The organism is Agrobacterium sp. ST15.13.015 (assembly GCF_027871645.1).
In the GTDB taxonomy this organism is placed as follows: Bacteria; Pseudomonadota; Alphaproteobacteria; order Rhizobiales; family Rhizobiaceae; genus Agrobacterium; species Agrobacterium leguminum.
In genome coordinates this window covers 584,792-605,440 of the sequence record NZ_JAQAHF010000001.1, presented here as the reverse complement: position 1 = coordinate 605,440, position 20,649 = coordinate 584,792, and the positions used below count along the sequence as shown (strand labels likewise).

The following is a 20,649-nucleotide window of genomic DNA, read 5'->3' as shown; positions in this document are numbered from 1 at the left end:
TGCAGGGCAAGTATTAAAAAAGCCATAGCCTCCTGACAAAGGCTACGTCATGCCTGCAGCCGCAGGACATCCTTGCCGAAAAGCCGCAGGAAAACCGCCTCGACCATATCCGGGCTGACGGGCTTCAGCAGCATGTCATCCATGCCGGACGCCCGGCATTTATCGAGATCGCCCTCGAAAGCGTGGGTGATGACACCGACGATGGGAATGTGCTTTTCGCAGCAAAGGCTGCGCATGCGGCGCGCGACCTCGAAGCCGTCGATATCGCCCAGCGTCGTGTCGAGCAGGACGGCGGAAGGCGGCTGTTCGGCAAAGAGACGCAGGGCTTCCTCGCCCGAAGTGGCAAGCCGCCAGGAAAGCCCGAGACCCTCGAGTATCTGCGAAAAGACGATCTGGTTGACCCTGTTATCCTCGACAAGAAGTATATCGCAGACGCCGCCGGTCTTGAGGATTTCAGGCAGGTCCTCCGTCATGATCTCCCAGTCCTCGTCAGCGGTTTTCTCCTTCGGGGACGATTGCAGCCCGGCCGCAAGATAATGCAGCAGCGAAGCGTCTATTTCCTCTTCCTCGATGGTGACGACGGGCAGATCATGCGCGGCGGCAATATCGAGGCAGGCGACGCTCATCTGGGCGTCGACAACGACCACATCGATGCTCACACCGGCGGAGGTCGCGACATCGATGAAGGCGCGCTGCTCGTCCTCGCTCGTCACCGCCGCATGGTCCATGCCGCCAGCCGTCAGCCGGCGACCGGCGGCTTCCGCAAAGCGTCCGTTTTCAGAGACGATCAGCACCGCCTTGCTCTTTAAAACGCCGCCGCGCTTGTCCGTTTCCTCATCCCTGCCGTAAGTGGAGGCGACGAAAGGGACATGTTCGAGCGAGGGGATGACGGGCATGCCGTTGGCATCGATGGTGGCGAGAGCGGTCACGTCCTCCATCGTCGTCACCAGGAAATATCGCCCGGGCCTGCCCACACGCTGTTTGCGGGTGATGGTCAGCACCTCTTCGCCATTCAGCCGCCGCACCCTTTCGGGGATGACGCTCGGCGTGCCGCTATCCAGCACCATGCGATCGGCAATATCGATCCGTCCGGCGACCTTGCGCGAGTGGAGATCGAAAACGGTGCGGCCGAGAATGCTCTCGGGGCTGGTTTCGACCAAAGCGCAGGCGGATTTGTTGACGGCGGCATAGGCCATGTTCCGGTCCTTGACGAAGACGGGAAACGGCAGATTGTCGAGAATATCCTCGATGAGCTGCACGCGCTCGAGGTCGATGCGCCATTGCTCCTCACGCTTCTTCTGTTCGGAAATATCGGCAACCACGCTGATGCCGAGGCCCGACGGCAGGCGGTTCATGACGAAGCGCAGGAAGCGTTCTCCCTTCAGCCGCTCGGTTTTTTCCGATCTTTCCTTCCAGTGCAGGGCCAGCCGCTCGCCGATCCATTCCTCCCGCCCGAGCGGGCGGGCATTGGCGGAGAGGCTTTCCGCCTCCAGCAGATAACAATCGTAAAGCGCGCTCAGATAGTCGCGCAGCCGTGCGCCCGGGCCAACGACGGCCTCTTCCAGCGGAAAAAAGCTCAAGAGTTTCCGGCTTGCGAAAATAATGTGATCGTTCCGGTCGTAAACGACGATCGCCGCGCCAAGCGCGTCGCAAAGGGCATCAAGCATCACCGTATGAACGCCCGCGCCAGAGGACGCCAAATCACTCAACTGCAAACTCCCGCCTGTTTTTCAGGGGTCAGGCTTATGTTTCTAGTGGAATCGTCCGGGGCTGATGCCGGGATGAAACGAAAAATTCCGAAAAAGAGACATCAGGGTTTGCAACTTGAAGCAGTCTTGAGGGGAAGATGACGCTCACCCATATTCGACGTCACACACCGCCCGGCGAAGGCGGCCCCGTTCCTGCGGTCATTTCAAGCCGCCTCACCATAATCAAGGCCGATTAAAGGCGGATTAACGCTTAACGCCAAGTTGACGGAAATGATCGAATGCCGGACAGGCCGCAAAACATGTGCAAATTTCCGCAGTTCGAGTTTTTTGCTTTCGAAGCCACGGCGAATCCGCGAAAATGACGATCATGGCCATCAAGCAGCTTTCAGAAACCCTCATCAACCAGATCGCCGCCGGCGAGGTCATCGAAAGACCCTCCAGCGCCACGAAGGAACTGGTGGAAAACGCCATCGACGCCGGCGCGACCCGGATCGAGATCGCCACGGCGGGCGGCGGCAAGGGGCTGGTGCGGATCACCGACAACGGCTCCGGCATGTCGCCAGCCGATCTGGAGCTTGCGGTCAGGCGTCACTGCACCTCGAAGATTTCCGATACGCTTGATGACATCCGCACACTCGGATTTCGCGGCGAGGCGCTTCCCTCCATCGGCTCGGTCGCCAAGCTGACGATTACCAGCCGCCAACAGGGTGCGGAACAGGGTTCGGTGATTTCCGTCACCGGCGGCAAGGTGTCCGATGTGCGGCCCGCCGCCTCGAATGCCGGCACAATCGTCGAGGTGCGCGACCTGTTCTTCGCCACGCCGGCGCGGCTGAAATTCCTGAAGACGGAACGGGCGGAGGCGGCGGCCATCACCGAGGTCGTCAAACGGATGGCAATCGCCTTTCCGCATATCCGTTTCGTACTTTCCGGCACCGACCGCTCGACGCTCGAAATCCCTTCGACCGGTGACGACCATCTTGCCCGCATGGCGCAAATCCTCGGTGCCGAGTTCAAGGACAACGCCATCGAAATCGATGCCGGGCGCGAGGATGTGACGCTCACCGGTTTTGCCGGCGTGCCGACCTTCAATCGCGGTAACTCGGCGCATCAATATGTCTTCGTCAATGGTCGCCCGGTGCAGGACAAGCTGCTTTTATCCGCCATTCGCGGCGCTTATGCCGAAACCGTGCCGCATGGGCGATATCCGGTCGCGGTGTTGTCCATCACGCTCGATCCCGCCTTTGTGGACGTGAACGTGCACCCGGCAAAATCCGATGTGCGTTTTCGCAATCCAGGCCTCATTCGCGGGCTGATCGTCGGCGCGATCCGGCAGGCGCTGACCCGTGACGGCGACAGGGCCGCAACGACGGGTGCGAACCAGATGATGAACGCCTTCCGCCCCGGCTACAGCCCGTCCGGCCTCCGGCCCTCGCCTTCCATGGCGGCCCCCGCGCCATGGTCCGCGGCCACGTCCCCGTCACGGCCGCTCGCCGTTTCCGGAAACATGCAATTTGCCGAAGCGGTGCAATCGCGCTTTTCCGATATCACCATGCCGACGGCCCGGGCCGAACCGCGCGAGGCTTACGAGGCCTTCCCTAACTCTTCACCAGAGCCGGTGGTGTATCCGCTTGGAGCGGCACGGGCGCAGCTGCACGAGAACTACATCATCGCGCAGACGGAAAACGGCCTCGTCATCGTCGACCAGCATGCCGCGCATGAGCGGCTGGTGTTCGAACAGATGCGCAATGCGCTGCATTCAAGGCGGCCGCCTTCGCAGGTGCTGCTCATCCCTGAAATCGTCGACCTGCCGGAAGAGGATTGCGACCGGCTGATGGATCATGCCGCCGGTTTCGATGCGCTGGGGCTCGTCATCGAGCGTTTCGGGCCGGGCGCGGTTGCCGTTCGCGAAACGCCCGCCATGCTGGGCGAGGTCAATGTACAGGGACTGGTGCGCCAGCTTGCCGACGAGATCGCCGAATGGGACGCCGCTTCCACGCTTGCCAACAAGCTGGAATATGTCGCAGCCACCATGGCCTGCCATGGCTCCGTGCGCTCCGGCCGGCGCATGCGGCCGGAGGAGATGAACGCGCTTCTGCGGCAGATGGAAAACACGCCGGGTTCCGGCCAGTGCAATCACGGCCGTCCGACCTATATCGAACTGAAACTTTCCGATATAGAACGGCTCTTCGGCCGTAGCTGACGCTTCATACACGCACGAACGGTGGGGCTGGCCTTGCGCCGCGCCGGGCTATATAAATTTGAGATACTGGAGCACCCAATTGTTCAGGAAAACGCTGCGCCGTTTCGGACTGGGTGCCCTGACGGGACAGAGCAGGAGACGAAAACGGATGAACAGATTTGAAGGAGGCGGCAACCGCCTCGCCGTCATCGAATATCTCTACGGTGACTTCCGCATCGTCCAGACCGGCTCGCACGTCATCTGCTCCGTGACAGGCAAGACAATCCCCGTAGATGAGCTGCGCTACTGGAGCGTGGCGCGGCAGGAAGCCTATGTGGATGCGGCGGCTTCGCTGGAAGCCGAAAAGAAGGCTGGCAATTTGCCCGCGTGAGTTGGGAAGCGGCGCGTCGAGTATGGCGCGTGTGCCTCCCCTCATCCCTGTGCTTGTCACAGGGATCCAGCCAGCCCAAGTCTTTGGGCTGAAAGGACTCTTCCCGCCGCGCGGACGCGCGTCGACTGGATTCCTGTGACAAGCACAGGAATGAGGGGAAGTGAGTATACGGCGGTTTATCTTCTTCGGTGCTCTAAACCGACGTCCGCGCATTGTCCCGCAGGAGACGCGCACGGCAGTTCCTCACCGCCGTATCGATGATCGTCGCGGCCGCGTTGGGGTCGTCGAACACCATGTCGATTTCGATCACCAGGCTGTTCCACAGCAATTCTTCCGCCCGGCCGTGGTGCCCGTTAAGCCGTACCGCGTCCTTGGCCGTCGTCACCAGTTGCAGGTTCTCTTTATCGGCGTCCTGCAGAAGATCGGCGATCTCGTCGTCGCTGAAATGGTGATGATCCGGGAAAGAGCGCTGCAGCACGATATCGCCGCCGAGCGCCTCGACGGTTCGATAGAACTTGGCCGGGTCGGCGATGCCCGCATAGGCCAGCACGCGCTTTCCCCTGAAATCCTGCGGCTCCTGCGGCGTGATTGCCGCCACGAAGACGGGTTTGGCGGCCTTTGCCGCCTTCCGGACCAGGGCATCGGCCGCATGGCCATTGCCGACCTTCAGGAGCCCGGTCATGTGCCGCATCTGCTCGGCAAGCGGCGCCCTCACCGGACCGCCCGGCACAAGATGGCCGTTGCCGATGCCGCGCATCGTATCGATGACGACGAGCGCATAATCCAGCGTCAGGCGTGCGCTCTGGAAGCCGTCATCCATGATGATGAGATCGACGCCTTCCTTCACCAGCCGGTGCGCGCCTTCCACGCGCTTGCGGGAAATGACCGTGACCGCCTCCCGCGCCAGGAGCAGCGGCTCATCGCCGACATCGGCCGAGCGGTGCTGTCCGGGATCGACAAGGGTGGTGACGTCGAGCGTGCCGCCGTAACCGCGGCTGAGAAATCCGGGTTTCAAGCCCTTTGCGGCGGCGGCTCTCGCAATTGCCATCGCCGTCGGTGTTTTGCCGGCGCCACCCACGGTGAAGTTGCCAATGCAGATGACCGGAACGGCAACGCTTGCCCTCTTCGCCGTTCGCATCCGCCGGCCGGCGATCTTGCCGTAAAGAAGCGAGAAAGGAGACAGGAGCCACGCCTGCCAGCCCGCTTTCTGCCACCAGAACGGCGGCGCTTCAGAAACCATCTATTCCCGCTCCCGGCCGCGTCGCCCACGGCATTCCGTTCGCCCGTCACATGTCAGGAGGTTGTTTGCCAGAAAAAACCGTAAATTGCAAAAATGGAATAAACGGGCTTGATGGAGCCGCACCCGGCCCGGCGGAAATTCCACCGGGCTCAGAGAGCCCGTTCCGGCAAAAGCGCTTCAAGCGCCGTGATGTCATCGAAACAAAAATCGGCATCTGCGCCAAGGCTTTCGCGTGAGCCTGTTCCGGTCAAAACGGCGATACGCAAACCGGCACCGGCGTTCTTCGCCATATGCAGATCGTGATTATTGTCGCCGACCACCGCCACACGCTCCGGCGGGAAGCCTATCGCCTCGCAGAAACCGAGAACCATGCCGGGCTGCGGCTTGGTGCCGTAACCGCTGTCATATCCCGCGACAAAATCGACGTCCTTTTCGAAACCGAAGCGGATGGCCGTCTGGCGGATGGAGTTTTCATTGTCGCTGGAGGCGATGCCGAGCTTGTAGCCGCGGGCCTTCAGCCTTGCGAAAAACGCCTTGAGATCGGTCACCGGCACGGATTTATCCGCCGCCTCGGTGAACAACCGGTCGAGGCGCGCCGTCAGTTCCCCGACATCGCAGGGCGAGCCGGCGGCAACCAGACCGGCGGCGATTTCAGCCGTATTGCCGGCGGCCAGAAGGCTGTCCGGTACCACATGACCGGTAACGGGGTCCATGCCGCAGGCGGAAAGAAGCCGGTCGGCAAGAGCGGGATCGCCCTTGGCGGCAATCGCCGCAAGCTCGCGGTTCACCGGACCCCAGCTGGCGTCATAGCCGAGAAGCGTGCCGTCCTTGTCGAAAAGGACTGCGGCAATCGATTGCGCCGCGTTGAGTTCGATATCCGCTACCATGAACCGATGGCGCTCCGCGGTTGCAGCTTGGCGGAAACGGTAAGCGGATTGATATAGGGTTCCAGCGCCTTGACGGTGGAGGACAGCGCACCGCGCATATCCTGAATGACCCGGTTGCCGGCATCGATCATCTTGTAACGCTCATTGTCGTTGACCAGCAGATAATGAACCGCCTTGGCCAGCATCTCCACATCGCGGATGATACGACCGCCGCCGGCGCGGATCAGTTTCTGATAGGCCTCGCGGAAATTCTGCACATGTGCGCCAGACAGAACGGCGCAGCCGAGCATGGCCGGTTCCAGCGGGTTCTGCCCGCCCTCGGCAGTCAAGGAGCGGCCGACGAAGGCAAGCTCGGTCAGGCGCAGATAAAGCCCCATTTCGCCGATGGAATCGCCGAGGAAAATATCGGTTTCCGGCGTAATCACGTCATTGCGGCTGCGGCGGGCGACCGAAAGATTCATGCCCTTCAGCATCGCCTCGACATCGTCGCCACGCTCGGGATGGCGCGGCACGATGATGGTCAGTTGCCCATTGCGCGACTTGATCGCCGCATGAACGGTGGCGGCAGCCTTCTCCTCGCCGTCGAAAGTGGAGATGGCGGCCCATGTCTTGCGATTGCCGACCTGCTTGCGATAGCTCTCCAGCAGCGCCTCGTCGCATGGCGGCGGGTCGGTGTCGCCCTTGAGGTTACCAGAAATCACCACCGGCCAGGAGCCGAGATCGCGGAAGCGTTCGGCATCGAGATCGGACTGCGCAACCACCAGCGCCAGCTTGGAAAACAGCGATTCAGCAATGTCATGCCGGGCTTTCCAGCGGTCGAAGGAACGGTCGGAGAGGCGCGCATTGACCCGGATCTGCGGAATGTGCCGGCGTTCCAGCTCCATCATCGTCACCGGCCAGATTTCCGATTCCGCAGTGATGGCTGCATCCGGTGCCCAGTAGGTCAGGAAACGGTTGACCGCGATTTTGATATCGAGCGGCACATATTGATGGATCACATCGTCGCCCAGCCGCGTGCGGGTCAGTTCGGCCGAGGTGACGGTGCCGGTGGTCAAAAGCACGAAGATATCGCGCTTGCGGATTTCGCGGATCAGCGGAATAAGCGCCAGCGTTTCACCCACGCTTGCGGCATGGAACCAGACCAGCGGCCCGCGCGGGCGCTCGGCGCTCGCATAACCGAAACGTTCGAGCCGACGGCGCTTGTCCTCCTTGCCCTTTGCCGCCCGGTAGGAAAGATAGGGCTTCGCGAACGGGTAAGCGGCGATACCGGCAATGCGGTAACCGGAAAGAGCGAAACGTGCGATACGGCTGCTCATGACATTCTGCCCTTGATCATTCCGCGCAATGCCCTTCCCCTGTTTTTGGTTGTTATCGCCGCCTACTTCTTCTCAAATTGCGTCATTTTTTGTCATCGGAAACGAAAGCGCGATCACATTTTCTCGCCGCGGTATTCCCGGCCTGCGCCGCTCGCGCAGGAATCACGGAAAAACTCGCTTTCACCCAATAGTATTACAACGCAAGGGCAAAAGGACTCAAATTTTGTCGTCCGGATTGAGAAGACGGTGCATATGCACGATAAAATAACGCATATGGGCGTTATCGACGGTCATCTGCGCCTTGGACTTCCATGCGGTGAGCGCGGAAGCATAGTCCGGATAGATACCGACGATATCGAGCGCGTTCAAATCCCGGAACTGAACATCCTGAAGGTTTTCCAGTTCGCCGCCGAATACGAGGTGCAGCAGCTGTTTCTGTTTGCCAGATTCCGTCATGTCTTTGTCTCTTTCTTAAACTCTGAGAGAGGCCTTCATCTGCGGGATTTCCCGGCAAACGTCAACTGTCAGACAGATGTGAAAACGCTTTCAAAAGTGCAGGCAGCGCATAATCTGCTGCAGCGCACAATGCGGGGTGGTTCACCTGCCGGCGATTATACATCAGAGGTTTTCCATCCAGCCCGACCAGCCGGCCGCCGGCCTTCTCCAGAATGAGGTCGGCGGCGGCGAGATCCCACTCGTGCGAGTTGGCCTTGACCAGCGTTCCGTCGATGCGGCCATCCGCCACCATGGCCAGCCGGTAGGCGAGCGAGGGCACGTGCGGAATGCGCTTGACGCCGCCCCGCACCTCTTCCGGCAGATGCGCGATCACGTCTTCGGGCGCCGCCAGATGGAAGATGCCGGCATTTTCACGCGCGGCAAAAACGGGCGCTCCGTTTTTCAGCGCTTCGCCGCCTTCCAATGCGGTGAACTCCTCGGCAAGCGCCGGGGCGACAAGGGCCGCGACCACCGGCCGGCCCTCATGCACCACCGCGACGCTGACGCACCAGGTATCGCGGCCGCCGATGAAGGCGCGGGTGCCATCGATGGGGTCGACAACGAAGACGGTGGAGCGGGAAAGCCTGTCCGTATCGTCATCCGTCTCTTCGGAGAGCCAGCCGTATTCCGGCCGGGCGGAGCGCAGGATGGTTTCGAGAATTTCATTGGCGGCGTAGTCGGCCGCACTGACCGGCGAAAGCCCGCCATTCTTCCACCAGACCTCGGGATCCTTGCGGAAGAAACCGAGGGCCGTCTCGCCCGCCTTGCGGGCGGCTTCTAGGACCAGCCTCAGATCGGAGGCCCAGCGGGCCTCAGCCATATCGTTCATTTTGCCGTCTTTTCCGCGCGCCTCACACGGCGCGCCCGTTTTTCTTCTCGCACTTGCACACAAAGTGCCGGCGAAAACAACCCGCGGGCCGTCTCACTTGCCCGCGATCGTCATGCCTTCAATGGCGAGCGTCGGGGCGGCGACGCCGTATTTACGGTCGATATCGTTAGCCGGCGTGACCCGCATGAACATGTCCTTCAGGTTCGAGGCAATGGTGACCTCGGAAACCGCAAAGGTCTTTTCGCCGTTCTCGATCCAGAAACCGCTCGCCCCGCAGCTATATTCACCCGTGATCATATTGGCGCCGTGGCCGATCAGCTCGGTGACGTAAAAGCCGGTTCCGACCTGTCGCAGCAGGTCCTCCGGCGAGAGATCGCCTGGCTCCAGCGTCAGATTGGTGGAAGCCGGCGAAACCGCCGTGCCGCCGCGCACGCCGCGACCGTTGGTTTCAAGGCCGAGTTCCCGTGCCGCCGAGGTGGACAGGAACCAGTGCTTGAGAACACCGTCCTCAATCATCGTCATCTTCTCGCCGCGCACGCCCTCGCCATCGAAGGGACGCGAGGACGGGCCGCGCACGATCTGTGGATCGTCGGTGAGATAAAGGCCCTTTTTCAGAACCTGCTGACCCATCTTATCGCGCAGGAAGCTGGTTTTGCGGGCAACCGACGCGCCGTTGATGGCGCCGGCAATCGCACCGACGAAACCGCGGGCGATGCGCGGATCGAAAACCACGGTGATGTTGCTGCCGGTATCGACCTGGCGCGGGCCGACACGGCGCACGACTTTTTCCCCGGCGCGGCGGCCGATTTCTTCGGCGGCATCCAGATCGGCATAATAAAGGCGGCTGTCGAAATCGTAGTCGCGCTCCATCTTCGTGCCTTCGCCGGCAATGACGCTGACGGAACGACTGAAGCGGCTGCCCATATAGCTGCCGGAAAAACCGTGCGAGGTGGCAAGCACGAGGCCGCCCATGCCGCTCGATGCGCCGGCGCCGGAGGAATTGCTGACGCCCTTGACCGCAAGTGCTGCCTCTTCCGAAGCAAGGGCTGCCTCACGCAGCTGATCGGCCGACACTTCCGTCGCATCGAAAAGCTGAAGATCGTCATAGGAAGTGGCCAGCCGTTCCTTGTCCGCGAGGCAGGCAAAGGGGTCTTCCGGCGAAACCTTCGCCATCGCCACGGCCCGCTCCGCCAAGGTCTTCAGGTCGAAGCCCGGATTGGCGGAAACGCTTGCCACCCGGCGGCCAACGAAGACGCGCAAGGAAAAATCGTCGCTTTCGGAGGATTCGGTGCTTTCCACCTTGCCGAGCCGCACGCCGACCGATTGCGAGCGGGAGCGGACGACAACGGCATCCGCCTCATCGGCACCGGCGGCGCGGGCAAGATCGACAAGCTGGCTGGCGCGATCGAGAAGTTTGGAAGAATCTATTTCTGAGGACATGAGTTGGCCTTTCATTCCTGTTCCATTTATTGTGCCAAGAACCCCGCATCAAGGGCGAAACGCCGCTTTCTCCATTCGGACGGTATTGTCGCCACCCTATTCGAAAGTCCGCCCGCATGACCGAGCACGACGCTCTCTTTTCCGAACCCCTGCTGCTTCTCGCCGGCGCGGTCATCGCGGCCTCGGTTTTCCGCAAGCTCGGGCTCGGCACCGTGCTCGGTTATCTGGTGGCGGGCATCATCATCGGGCCGTTTCTGCATCTGGTTACGGATGCGAAGGACATCTTCAATGTCTCGGAACTGGGCGTGGTTTTCCTGCTCTTCATCATCGGTCTCGAACTGAAGCCGTCGCGCATCTGGCAGATGCGGCGCGATATTTTAGGGCTTGGGATGGCGCAGGTGCTGGTGACGGGCAGCGTGCTGGCGGCCATTGCCTGGTGGGCAGGGCTGATCGACTGGCGCGGCAGCCTCGTCGCAGGTTTCGGCCTTGCGCTTTCCTCCACCGCCTTTGCGCTGCAAATCCTTGCTGATGACGGCGACATGAATACGCGGCACGGCAACCGCTCCTTTTCGATCCTGCTGTTTCAGGACCTCGCCATCGTGCCGCTTCTTGCCCTCGTCACCATTCTTTCCAACCGGCCGGATGTGCCGACGGATTCCATGGTATCCGATCTCATCGCCTCCGTCGTCGCGGTGGCCGGCATGGTGCTGGCCGGGCGGTATCTGCTGACGCCGATGTTCCAGATCATCGCCCGCACCGGCGCGCGGGAGGTGATGATCGCCGCCGCCCTCTTCGTCGTCATCGGCGCCGCCGCCATCATGGAGGCGGTGGGTTTGTCGATGGGCATGGGCGCGCTGCTGGCGGGGCTGATGCTGTCGGAATCCTCCTACCGGCATGAGCTGGAAGCCGATATCGAGCCGTTTCGCGGCCTGTTTCTGGCACTGTTCTTCATGGCGGTCGGCATGTCGCTGCATATCCATATCGTCTATGAGCATATTTTGCTCATCCTGATCGCCGTGCCGGCGATGATGGCGGTGAAGGCGGCGCTGATCTATGGCCTCTGCCGCATCGCCGGCTCGTCGCGTTATGCATCGAGCCGCATCGCGCTGCTTCTGGCGCAGGGCGGCGAATTCGGCTTCGTGCTCTTCACCACCGCTGCCGCCTCCGGGCTGTTTCCGCAGGCGACGGCCTCGATCCTCGTTGCCGTCGTCACGCTTTCCATGGCGCTGACGCCGCTTCTGGCGGTGATTTCACGCCGGCTGACGGCGGAGGATGCGGAAGAGGACAAGCTGGAAGAGGATTTCGACGGGGCGGGCGCGGATGTGCTTATGATCGGCTTTTCCCGCTTCGGCCAGATCGCCTCGCAGATCCTTCTCGCCGGCGGGCGCGACGTGACTGTCATCGACAGCTCGGCCGACCGCGTGCGTCAGGCCGCCCGTTTCGGCTTCCGCATCTTTTTCGGCGATGGCACCCGCAAGGACGTGCTGATCGCCGCCGGCATCGAGCGGGCCGATCTCGTTGCGGTCTGCACCCACAAGAAGGAGGTGACAGACCGTATCATCGACATGATCCAGTCGGAATTTCCGAGCGTGCGCATCTATGCCCGCTCCTATGACCGCGTGCATTCCCTCGACCTCAGGAAAAAGGGCGTGGAATATGAGCTCCGCGAGACGCTGGAATCGGGTCTGCTGTTCGGCAGGCGCATTCTGGAGGGGCTGGATATGGATGGCGAAAGGGCGCTGGCGATTGCCGACGACATTCGCGAGCGCGACGAGGAGCGGTTGCAGCTACAGGCCGTGGAAGGCCTCGCCGCCGGCCGGCAGATGCTGCACAACAAGCCGGTGCGCGAGGTGAAGCCCGAACCGCTGATGAAGCCGAAGACCAAGGCGGAAAAGTGGGAAGAAGAAGAGATTGCGGAGGACAGCGAGACGGAAGTTTCGCTGTGAATTGAGTTCAACTTAGTGACTGGGAGCGCAGCGCTTGTTTCTTCTCCCCGCCGGGGAGAAGTCCGCGGCAGCGGGATGAGGGGGCAAGAGTAGCGACATTGGGAGAGGGTACCCCCTCATCCGGCCCTTCGGGCCACCTTCTCCCCCTCGGGGAGAAGAAAACTCGCCTCACTCGTCACGCCTCCACACCCTGCCCGCGGTGAAACAGTTCCACCTGCATGTCGATCTGCCGCTTCAGATCGTCCTTGATGCTAGCCGATGCGTTCAGCACCTCTTCGGACTTCAGGAAATCCAGCACACCGAAACGGTGCACCGGCGGGCGCAGGAAAATATGCGGCGGGCGTAGCCTCAGTTTCAGGGCAATCGCCGCCTGCATCATCAGCTGGCTGGCGCCGAACAGGCTGTCCAGCCGGTTCGGCATGGTGGTTCCATCACCTTCCGGGCCACCGACGACATCAACGCCGATGACGATATCGGCGTGATCGAGCAGATGCTCATAGGGCACCGGATTAAAAATGCCGCCGTCGATCATGATGCGGCCATCGATACGCACCGGCATGAACAATGCGGGAATGGCGGCAGATGCGGCCAGCGCCTGGATGATCTCGCCGCGTTCCACCACCACTTCGGTCTGGGCGTAATAATCCGTGGCTATCACTTTAAGCGGAATGGCAAGCTCGGAAAAATCCTTCGGCAGAGCCTGCGGCATCAGGGCGTGCAGGATGAGTTCGAGGTTGAATTGCCCGAGGCGAAAACCGTCCACCGCATGGCGCATCGATGCCGGGCCGAGGCTCCAGAGCCGGTTGGCAACCGAGCCTTTTCGTCCCATCAGTTCAAGTGTGTATTCACGGATTTCCCGGCCGGTCATGCCGGCCGCCATGCCAGCGCCGATGATGGAGCCGATGGACGAACCGGAAATCGCCACGGGCCGGATGCCGAGTTCGTCCAGCGCCTCGATGACGTTGATGTGGCAGATGCCGCGTGCGCCGCCGCCGCCGAGCGCCAGTCCAAAGGTCGGCTCATGGCCGCCCGCACCGTCACCTTCGAGAACCTCTTCCCCGGCGCGGACGATCGTTATGCTCTCGTTTACACCCTGCTCCATGCGAATACCCAAATTCTTTCCACGGCAAAGACTCTGCCTATTGCGCAAACAAGACAAGACCGTGGCGTGACGGGAAGGTGCTCCTGTTAGAGCATTCTCGCTTTTCTTCGAATCGCGAAAACACTCTAACTCTTTGTTATGTCACATTTCCGGACGGAAAACCGGGCTCCGCTTTTCCTGGAAATGCTTTAGGGCTCGTAACGGTAGAAATGCATTTTCGTATCGCCGAAGATGCGGCTTTCGAGCGGTTTGAAAACCGGATCGACCTTGACCGTCACATCGCCGCGCTCTTCGAGGATAGCGAGGGCGCCGGGGTTCAGCCAGCCGCCGCCATGGGCGGCCGCGAAAGCCTTCTCGCCATGGCCATAGCCATAGGGCGGATCGGCGAAGAGAAGATCGAAGGGTTCGATATTGTTGACGCCGCCGAGCTTGGTGGCGTCACGCCGCAGGATACGGGCGCGGCCATGCAGACCCAGCGCATCGATATTTTCCCAGAGCAGCCCCCTGCCCTCGACGCCGTTTTCGACGAAGAGCGCCACGCGACAGCCGCGCGAAAGCGCCTCCAGACCGACCGCACCGGTTCCGGCAAAAACATCCAGAACGCGCGTGCCATCCAGACTTTCCGGATAGGCATGGCTCAGAATATTGAAGAGGCTTTCCCGCGTCCTGTCGATGGTCGGACGAATGGAATTCGATTTCGGCGCGGCCAGACTCCGGCCGCGGAACTCACCGCCTACGATCCGCATTACGTGTCATTCCCCTGCCTCCAGAAGGTTTGCCACCCGGGCCTTTGCCGCCCGGCTTGCCGCCGCCGGGACCACCGGGGCCTTTGCTCTTGCCTGAGAAACCCGAACGTTCGCCACGCTCGCCCGACTTTCCGAAAGATGGCTTGCCGAATCCGGATTTACCGGCCGGCTTGCCGCCACGGGGCTTTTCGCCCGCCGGGCGTTCGCCGCGTGGGCGGTCACCGTCTTCACGGGGTCTGTCGCGGAACGGACGGTCACCGAAAGGTTTTTCACCGCGAGCGGTGCGATCACCAAAACTCTTTTCGCCACGCGGACGGTCGCTGCGCGGGCGGTCACCCTCTTCGCGAGGCTTGTCACGGAACGGCCGGTCGCCGAAAGGTTTGCCGCCGCGTGCCGGGCGGTCACCGAAGCTCTTTTCACCGCGCGGACGGTCGCCATCTTCACGCGGCCTGTCGCGGAATGGCCGGTCGCCGAACGGCTTTCCGCCGCGCCCACCACGATCACCGAAGCTCTTTTCGCCACGCGGACGGTCGCCACGTCCGCGACCACCTTCTTCTTCGCGGGGGGAATCTGAGCGGATCCACTCGCCCTCGGCATCCGCATGCCGCACGACGTTACGTCGCGCTTCATCCTGGGCGGAAGGCTTCTTGAAGAGGTTTTCGGCTTCCGCGCGGGCGGAAGACTTGCGCTCCTTGCCGTCACGGGTGGGCCTTGCACCGGGCGCCATCCAGACATTGGCCGTGCGGCTGGTGCCGGCGGCCTGGCGTGGGCGGCGGTCGTCGCCTTCATCCTCGCTGCGGCCCTTGGCGCCAAATTTCCCGGCGGGCTTGGAGCCGAACTTGCCGGCCGGCTTGTCGCCGCGCTTGGCGTCAAGACGGCCGAGCGCCTTTTCACGACGATCCTCGGACTTGCCGCTCTTTTCGAAGCGCGGCTTGCTTTCCGGCGCATCGCTCTTTGCCCATTCGGATTTCACGGGCCGCTTCGGCGCGTCGTCTTCTTCATCCTCAACGGGCGCATTGTAGATCGGCGCATCGAAATTCGCGCCGGCCTGTTCGATCAGACGCGGGCCGAGCTGGTCGCGCAGCATGCGGCCGCGCACTTCCAGCACCTTGCCTTCAGCGAGATCGCCGAGCTGGAACGGACCATAGGAAACGCGGATCAGGCGGTTGACCTCGAGACCTAGCGCGCCGAGCACGTTCTTGATTTCGCGGTTCTTGCCTTCACGCAGGCCCATGCTGATCCAGACATTGTGGCCCTGGGTGCGGTCGAGCGTGGCGTCGATTGCGCCGTAGAGCACGCCATCGACGGCAATGCCTTCCTTCAGCTTGTCGAGTGCGGCCTGATCGACCTCGCCATGGGCGCGCACGCGGTAGCGGCGCAGCCAGCCGGTGGTCGGCAGTTCCAGCACGCGGGAAAGTCCGCCATCGTTGGTGAGCAGCAGCAGGCCTTCGGTATTGATATCGAGACGGCCGATGGACAGAACGCGCGGCAGTTCACCGGGCAGATTGTCGAAAACGGTCGGGCGGCCTTCCGGGTCGGAATTGGTCGTCACCAGACCGGCGGGCTTGTGGTAAAGCCACAGGCGCGTGCGCTCGGCGCCGCGAATCGGCATGCCGTCGACTTCGATCTTGTCGGAGAGTGTGGCGTTCACCACCGGCGTATCCAGCTTGACGCCGTTCAGCGACACGCGGCCTTCCATGATCATGCGCTCGACATCGCGGCGCGAGGCCACACCGGCGCGCGCCATGATCTTGGAAATGCGCTCGGGCTTGGAAGCGCCAACGGTTTCCGGCACCGGGGCGGCCTTTGCCTCGGTCGGTTTCTTTTCGCGCTCTGCGGCGGGCTTGCCGGGCCCTTTCGGCTTCCTGTCGCGGCTAAATGTCTTGCCGCCGTCACGCTTCGGCTTGTCTTTAAAAGTCATTTGCTGTTTGCCTGTTGTTTGGGCTGTCCTATCAGGTCCAAGCACAAGGGTTAAGAGGAAATTGAAACGCAATGGCCGAAAGGACGCATTTCATGGAGCTGGCGCTTTCGGAAGCCCGTGCCGCGGCTAAGCGGCAGGAGGTTCCGATCGGCGCGGTACTGGTTATGGACGGCCGCGTCATCGCCCGTTCCGGCAACCGCACCCGTGAATTGAACGATGTGACGGCTCACGCCGAAATCGCCGTGATCCGCATGGCCTGCGAGGCGCTGGAGCAGGAACGCCTGCCTGGCGCCGATCTCTACGTGACACTGGAGCCCTGCACCATGTGTGCGGCGGCAATTTCATTTGCCCGTATCCGCCGACTCTATTACGGCGCGCGAGACCCGAAGGGCGGCGCAGTGGAGAGTGGCGTGCGTTTCTTCAGCCAGCCGACATGCCACCATGCGCCGGATGTCTATTCGGGACTGGCGGAAAGCGAAAGTGCGGAAATCCTGCGGCAATTTTTTCGCGAGAAACGCCTCGACGATTGAGCGACCGGCGGGAGACGCAAGCTTTCCCGCAGGCCATCAGCCATTCGTTATTACTGGAAGGGGTTCCACCAGCTCTTGCCGGTATTTGCCACGGCCGCTTCTTTCTTGCGGCGCTTTTCCTTCTTCAGCTCCGGTTCGCCGAGATCGGTCAGCTGATCCTGGGGAACGCTGCGGTATTCAGCCGGCGGATCGGTGAGGAACCTGCGCTGGGCGTTGACGACGGAGCCGCCCTGGGCTTCGGCCTTGGCCTTGCGGAAGGCTTCCCATTTCTGGGTTTCGGTCATCTGGCCGGCGGTGCCGTTGCCTGCAAGCAGCGGCGAGCGATAATGCGGGTTGTTCTTGTTCGCATCCGCCTCTTCGCGCAGGCGTTCGCGGGTTTCTTCCGGCGATTCGACCCATTGCGGATTGTTTTCGCGGCTTGCCATATTCTGCTGCGGCGTGGCCAACTGTTCGGCACGGGCCTGAGCAGGAACGACGAGGCCCGGGCGGGGGCTGTATTTCAGGTTGCGCTTTTCCTGGTCATTGCCGGTGATCGAGGTCGCGTTGCCAAGATCGTCGACAAGCTGTTCCGCCGCCGTCTTGCCCGTGCCGTAGGTCGGGCTCGTGCACGCGCCAAGCAACACGCCTATCGTCGTGATGCCAATAACCGTGCGAAACATGCCCAAACCCTGCGCATTACCCTGCATCGTCTTCATTGAAACCCTTCCAGCCGTCCGTCCCACTTCGCCAGACATCGTCTTTCGGCAGGCGGCAGCCCGCATTGCCGTGCAAATCCGGCCATTTTCAGGCAGGTGTACCGGATGAAGAGGCAAAGCGCAATTCATCCGGTCATTTTCGTTACGAGAGTGCGTCAAGCTCACGCAGGGCCGCTGCATCGCGGGCAGAAACGTCAGGATAATCCGGATCAGACCCGACATCGGTGGTGATGCGCCACGAACGCGCGCATTTTTCACCTTCCGCGAGCTTCTGCTCGACCACAACCTTCGGCACTTCCGGCAGGCGGAAGCCATCGGCAGGGCCTTCGTCACCCACAACCGTGATGGCCGAGGTGATGCAGATTTCGGCGAAGTCCTGATCCTTCAGCGCGGTCAGCAGATCGGCGTCGGCGATGTGGACGACAGGTGCCGCCTCCAGCGAGGAGCCGATGCGCTTTTCACGGCGCTCGACTTCAAGCGCGCCCGTCACGACGGTGCGGACCTTGCGGATTTTCTCCCACTTCGCTTCCAGCGCATCGTTCTTCCAGTTTGCCGGGATTTCCGGGAACTGGGCGAGATGCACCGACTCCGCATCCGGGTAACGCGACAGCCACGCTTCTTCCGTCGTGAAGGGCAGCATGGGGGCAAGCCACGTCACCAGGCAATCGAACAGCTTGGCGATGACCGACAGGGCCGCGCGGCGCTTCAGCGACGACGGCGCGTCGCAATACAGCGTGTCCTTGCGGACGTCAAAATAGAAGGCCGAAAGCTCGACATTGGCAAAGTCGATCAGCGCGCGGGTGATCTTCTTGAACTCGAAGCCGTCATAACCTTCACGGACAACGCCATCCAGTTCGGACAGGCGGTGCAGCACCAGCTTTTCCAGCTCCGGCAGATCGTCATAGGCGATCTCCTCGCCCTCAAAATGGGCGAGCGTGCCGAGCATCCATCGGATGGTGTTGCGCAGCTTGCGATAGGCATCGACATTGGTCTGGATGATGGCCTTGCCGAGGCGCTGGTCTTCCCAGTAATCCGTCGTCATCACCCACAGGCGCAGGATGTCGGCGCCAGACTGGCTCATGACTTCCTGCGGGGCGACCACGTTGCCGAGCGACTTCGACTGCTTGCGGCCCTGCTCGTCCATGGTGAAACCGTGGGTGACAACGGCATTGTAAGGCGCACGACCACGCGTCGCGCAGCTTTCAAGCAGCGACGAATGGAACCAGCCGCGATGTTGGTCGGAGCCTTCGAGATAGACATCCGCCGGCCACTTCAAGTCCGGGCGGTCTTCCAGCGTGAAGGTGTGGGTGCAGCCGCTGTCGAACCAGACGTCGAGGATGTCCATGACCTGCTGCCACTTGGCGTGGTCGTGATCATTGCCGAGGAAGCGTTCCTTGGCGCCTTCGGCGAACCAGGCGTCAGCACCTTCGGCCTCGAAGGCCTCGAGGATGCGGGCGTTGACGGCCTCATCGATCAGGACTTCACCCTTCTCATCCGCGAAGACGGCGATCGGCACGCCCCAGCTGCGCTGGCGCGACAAGACCCAGTCGGGGCGGCCTTCGATCATGGCGCGGAGACGGTTCTGGCCGGAGGCCGGAACGAAACGGGTCTGGTCGATGGCGGAAAGCGAACGCGAGCGCAGCGTGGTGCCGTCGCCCAGTTCCTTGTCCATATAGACGAACCATTGCGGCGTGTTGCGGAAGATGACCGGCTTCTTGGAGCGCCAGCTATGCGGATAGCTGTGCTTCAGACGGCCGCGGGCAAACAGGTTGTTTTCCGCGATCAGCGCCTTGATGACGCGCTCGTTGGCGTCACCCTTCTTGCCGTTATCGTCCATGACGCGGGCAGCGCCGCCTTCAGCGGACGGGCCGAAACCGGGGGCGTCTTCGGTGTAGAAACCGTCGTCGCCGACCGTGAAGGGGATCTTGGAGGAGATGCCGCGCGCTTCCAGATCGCGCGCCTGCGCCATCCACGCATCAAAGTCCTCGCGGCCATGGCCGGGAGCCGTGTGCACAAAACCGGTACCGGCATCGTCGGTGACGTGATCGCCATCGAGAACCGGAACAGGGAAGGTGTAACCCAGCGATGCCAGCGGGTGGGCGCAGGTGACAGCCGCGAGCTCTTCCGCCTTGACGTCGCGCAGGCGTGTAAATTCGAGCTTTGCCTTGGCAAAGCATTCCGCTGCCAGCTTGTCTGCGAAGACGAGTTTTTCGCCCGGCTGCGGCCCGAAATCATTTGCCGCCGCCGTGACCTCATAAAGACCGTAGGCGATGCGTGACGAAAACGAGATGGCGCGGTTGCCGGGGATCGTCCACGGCGTGGTCGTCCAGATGACGATGGAGGCGCCTTCAAGCGCAGCAGAACCTTCAACGACCGGGAACTTCACCCAGATCGTGTCGCTCTCGACGTCATGATATTCGACTTCCGCTTCCGCCAGCGCCGTGCGCTCGACAACCGACCACATGATCGGCTTGGAACCGCGGTATAGCTGGCCGCTCTTGGCGATCTTCAAAAGTTCGCCGGCGATGCGGGCTTCGGCGTGGAAGTTCATCGTCGTATAGGGGTTTTCAAAATCGCCCTCGATGCCGAGGCGCTTGAACTCTTCCGACTGGACCTTGATCCAGCCGGCCGCGAAGTCACGGCATTCCCTGCGGAACTCGTTGACCGGAACCTCGTCCTTGTTCTTGCCCTTGGCGCGGTAGGCTTCCTCAATCTTCCATTCGATCGGCAGGCCGTGGCAATCCCAGCCGGGCACGTAATTGGCGTCGTAACCGCGCATCTGGAACGAGCGGGTGATGACATCCTTCAGGATCTTGTTCAGCGCATGGCCGATGTGGATGTTGCCATTGGCATAGGGCGGGCCGTCATGCAGCACGAATTTTTCGCGGCCGGCGGCGGAGGCGCGCAAGCGCTTGTAGAGGCCCATTTCCTGCCAGCGTTTCACCGTTTCCGGTTCCTTCTGCGGCAGGCCGGCGCGCATTGGAAAATCCGTCTGCGGCAAATAGAGGGTGGCGGAATAGTCGAGTTTTTCTGCGGTGTCGCTCATAATCGTACCGTTGTTGCGCGCCGTGTCGGTCGCGCCGTCTCAATTTCAAAGAGGGCAAATACGGAAAGCGCCATGACCAAAGTCATGACAAGCGCCAAAATCCCGGACCTTCCGGCTCGTCAGAGCGGGCGGAAGGCCGGGCCAATAATTCGGCCAATCTGAGTTTTGAACATCAAC

The 20,649-nt window shown here is 61.8% G+C and carries 16 protein-coding genes; 4 read left to right on the top strand and 12 right to left on the bottom strand.

Annotated features, from left to right (window positions below):
• Positions 1 to 47: 47 nt before the first annotated feature.
• The gene (locus PIB16_RS02915; RefSeq protein WP_333779988.1) at positions 48 to 1,667 is read right to left on the bottom strand and encodes a response regulator; all 1,620 of its coding nucleotides are present in this window, start codon (positions 1,665 to 1,667) and stop codon (positions 48 to 50) included.
• Between the two features lie 409 nt (positions 1,668 to 2,076).
• Between PIB16_RS02915 and mutL the strand changes: the two genes are divergently transcribed.
• Entirely contained in the window at positions 2,077 to 3,909 is a 1,833-nt protein-coding gene (mutL, locus tag PIB16_RS02910) for a DNA mismatch repair endonuclease MutL (protein ID WP_271044972.1), read from the top strand.
• Between the two features lie 148 nt (positions 3,910 to 4,057).
• A complete protein-coding gene (locus tag PIB16_RS02905) occupies positions 4,058 to 4,279 on the top strand; it encodes a DUF2093 domain-containing protein (RefSeq protein WP_271044945.1) in 222 nt (73 codons plus the stop codon).
• A 193-nt stretch (positions 4,280 to 4,472) separates the two neighbouring features.
• Here PIB16_RS02905 and lpxK read toward each other — a convergent pair whose 3' ends face one another.
• The 6 genes from lpxK to PIB16_RS02875 form a co-directional block, all read right to left on the bottom strand.
• On the bottom strand, positions 4,473 to 5,519 hold the full coding sequence (lpxK, locus tag PIB16_RS02900) for a tetraacyldisaccharide 4'-kinase (RefSeq protein WP_271044944.1): 1,047 nt from the start codon (positions 5,517 to 5,519) through the stop codon (positions 4,473 to 4,475).
• A gap of 149 nt (positions 5,520 to 5,668) precedes the next feature.
• Positions 5,669 to 6,406, bottom strand: coding sequence for an HAD family hydrolase (locus tag PIB16_RS02895; RefSeq protein ID WP_174035680.1), 738 nt, complete (start codon positions 6,404 to 6,406; stop codon positions 5,669 to 5,671).
• Positions 6,400 to 7,722 (bottom strand): lipid IV(A) 3-deoxy-D-manno-octulosonic acid transferase, encoded by a 1,323-nt coding sequence (gene waaA / locus PIB16_RS02890; RefSeq protein WP_003521024.1) that lies wholly within the window; start codon positions 7,720 to 7,722, stop codon positions 6,400 to 6,402. The genes PIB16_RS02895 and waaA overlap by 7 nt, the downstream gene beginning before the upstream one ends.
• A 216-nt stretch (positions 7,723 to 7,938) precedes the next feature.
• Positions 7,939 to 8,178, bottom strand: a complete 240-nt coding sequence (locus tag PIB16_RS02885; protein WP_003494094.1) for a DUF4170 domain-containing protein — start codon at positions 8,176 to 8,178, stop codon at positions 7,939 to 7,941.
• Positions 8,179 to 8,239: 61 nt separating this feature from the next.
• Positions 8,240 to 9,046: a 3'(2'),5'-bisphosphate nucleotidase CysQ gene (locus PIB16_RS02880; RefSeq protein ID WP_065654359.1), complete on the bottom strand. Its 807-nt coding sequence runs from the start codon at positions 9,044 to 9,046 to the stop codon at positions 8,240 to 8,242.
• 93 nt (positions 9,047 to 9,139) lie between these two features.
• Positions 9,140 to 10,486, bottom strand: coding sequence for a TldD/PmbA family protein (locus tag PIB16_RS02875; protein ID WP_271044943.1), 1,347 nt, complete (start codon positions 10,484 to 10,486; stop codon positions 9,140 to 9,142).
• Positions 10,487 to 10,602: 116 nt separating this feature from the next.
• Between PIB16_RS02875 and PIB16_RS02870 the strand changes: the two genes are divergently transcribed.
• Positions 10,603 to 12,432, top strand: coding sequence for a monovalent cation:proton antiporter-2 (CPA2) family protein (locus tag PIB16_RS02870; protein WP_271044942.1), 1,830 nt, complete (start codon positions 10,603 to 10,605; stop codon positions 12,430 to 12,432).
• 175 nt (positions 12,433 to 12,607) lie between these two features.
• Here PIB16_RS02870 and PIB16_RS02865 read toward each other — a convergent pair whose 3' ends face one another.
• The 3 genes from PIB16_RS02865 to PIB16_RS02855 all read right to left on the bottom strand — a co-directional run bounded on the left by PIB16_RS02865 (position 12,608) and on the right by PIB16_RS02855 (position 16,201).
• Positions 12,608 to 13,534, bottom strand: a complete 927-nt coding sequence (locus PIB16_RS02865; protein WP_271044941.1) for a patatin-like phospholipase family protein — start codon at positions 13,532 to 13,534, stop codon at positions 12,608 to 12,610.
• Positions 13,535 to 13,722: 188 nt separating this feature from the next.
• Complete coding sequence (rsmD, locus tag PIB16_RS02860; RefSeq protein WP_035259743.1) at positions 13,723 to 14,280, bottom strand: 16S rRNA (guanine(966)-N(2))-methyltransferase RsmD; 558 nt, start codon at positions 14,278 to 14,280, stop codon at positions 13,723 to 13,725.
• Positions 14,261 to 16,201 (bottom strand): pseudouridine synthase, encoded by a 1,941-nt coding sequence (locus PIB16_RS02855; protein WP_271044940.1) that lies wholly within the window; start codon positions 16,199 to 16,201, stop codon positions 14,261 to 14,263. Before PIB16_RS02855 ends, rsmD begins: the two co-directional genes overlap by 20 nt.
• 71 nt (positions 16,202 to 16,272) lie before the next feature.
• On the opposite strand from PIB16_RS02855, the gene PIB16_RS02850 reads away from it, so the two are divergent.
• Positions 16,273 to 16,731, top strand: coding sequence for a nucleoside deaminase (locus PIB16_RS02850; RefSeq protein WP_059760756.1), 459 nt, complete (start codon positions 16,273 to 16,275; stop codon positions 16,729 to 16,731).
• A 50-nt stretch (positions 16,732 to 16,781) separates the two neighbouring features.
• Here the strand turns inward: PIB16_RS02850 and PIB16_RS02845 are convergent, their stop codons facing one another.
• On the bottom strand, positions 16,782 to 17,426 hold the full coding sequence (locus PIB16_RS02845; RefSeq protein WP_162934031.1) for a hypothetical protein: 645 nt from the start codon (positions 17,424 to 17,426) through the stop codon (positions 16,782 to 16,784).
• 142 nt (positions 17,427 to 17,568) lie between these two features.
• Positions 17,569 to 20,472 (bottom strand): isoleucine--tRNA ligase, encoded by a 2,904-nt coding sequence (gene ileS, locus PIB16_RS02840; protein WP_271044939.1) that lies wholly within the window; start codon positions 20,470 to 20,472, stop codon positions 17,569 to 17,571.
• Positions 20,473 to 20,649 lie beyond the last annotated feature (177 nt).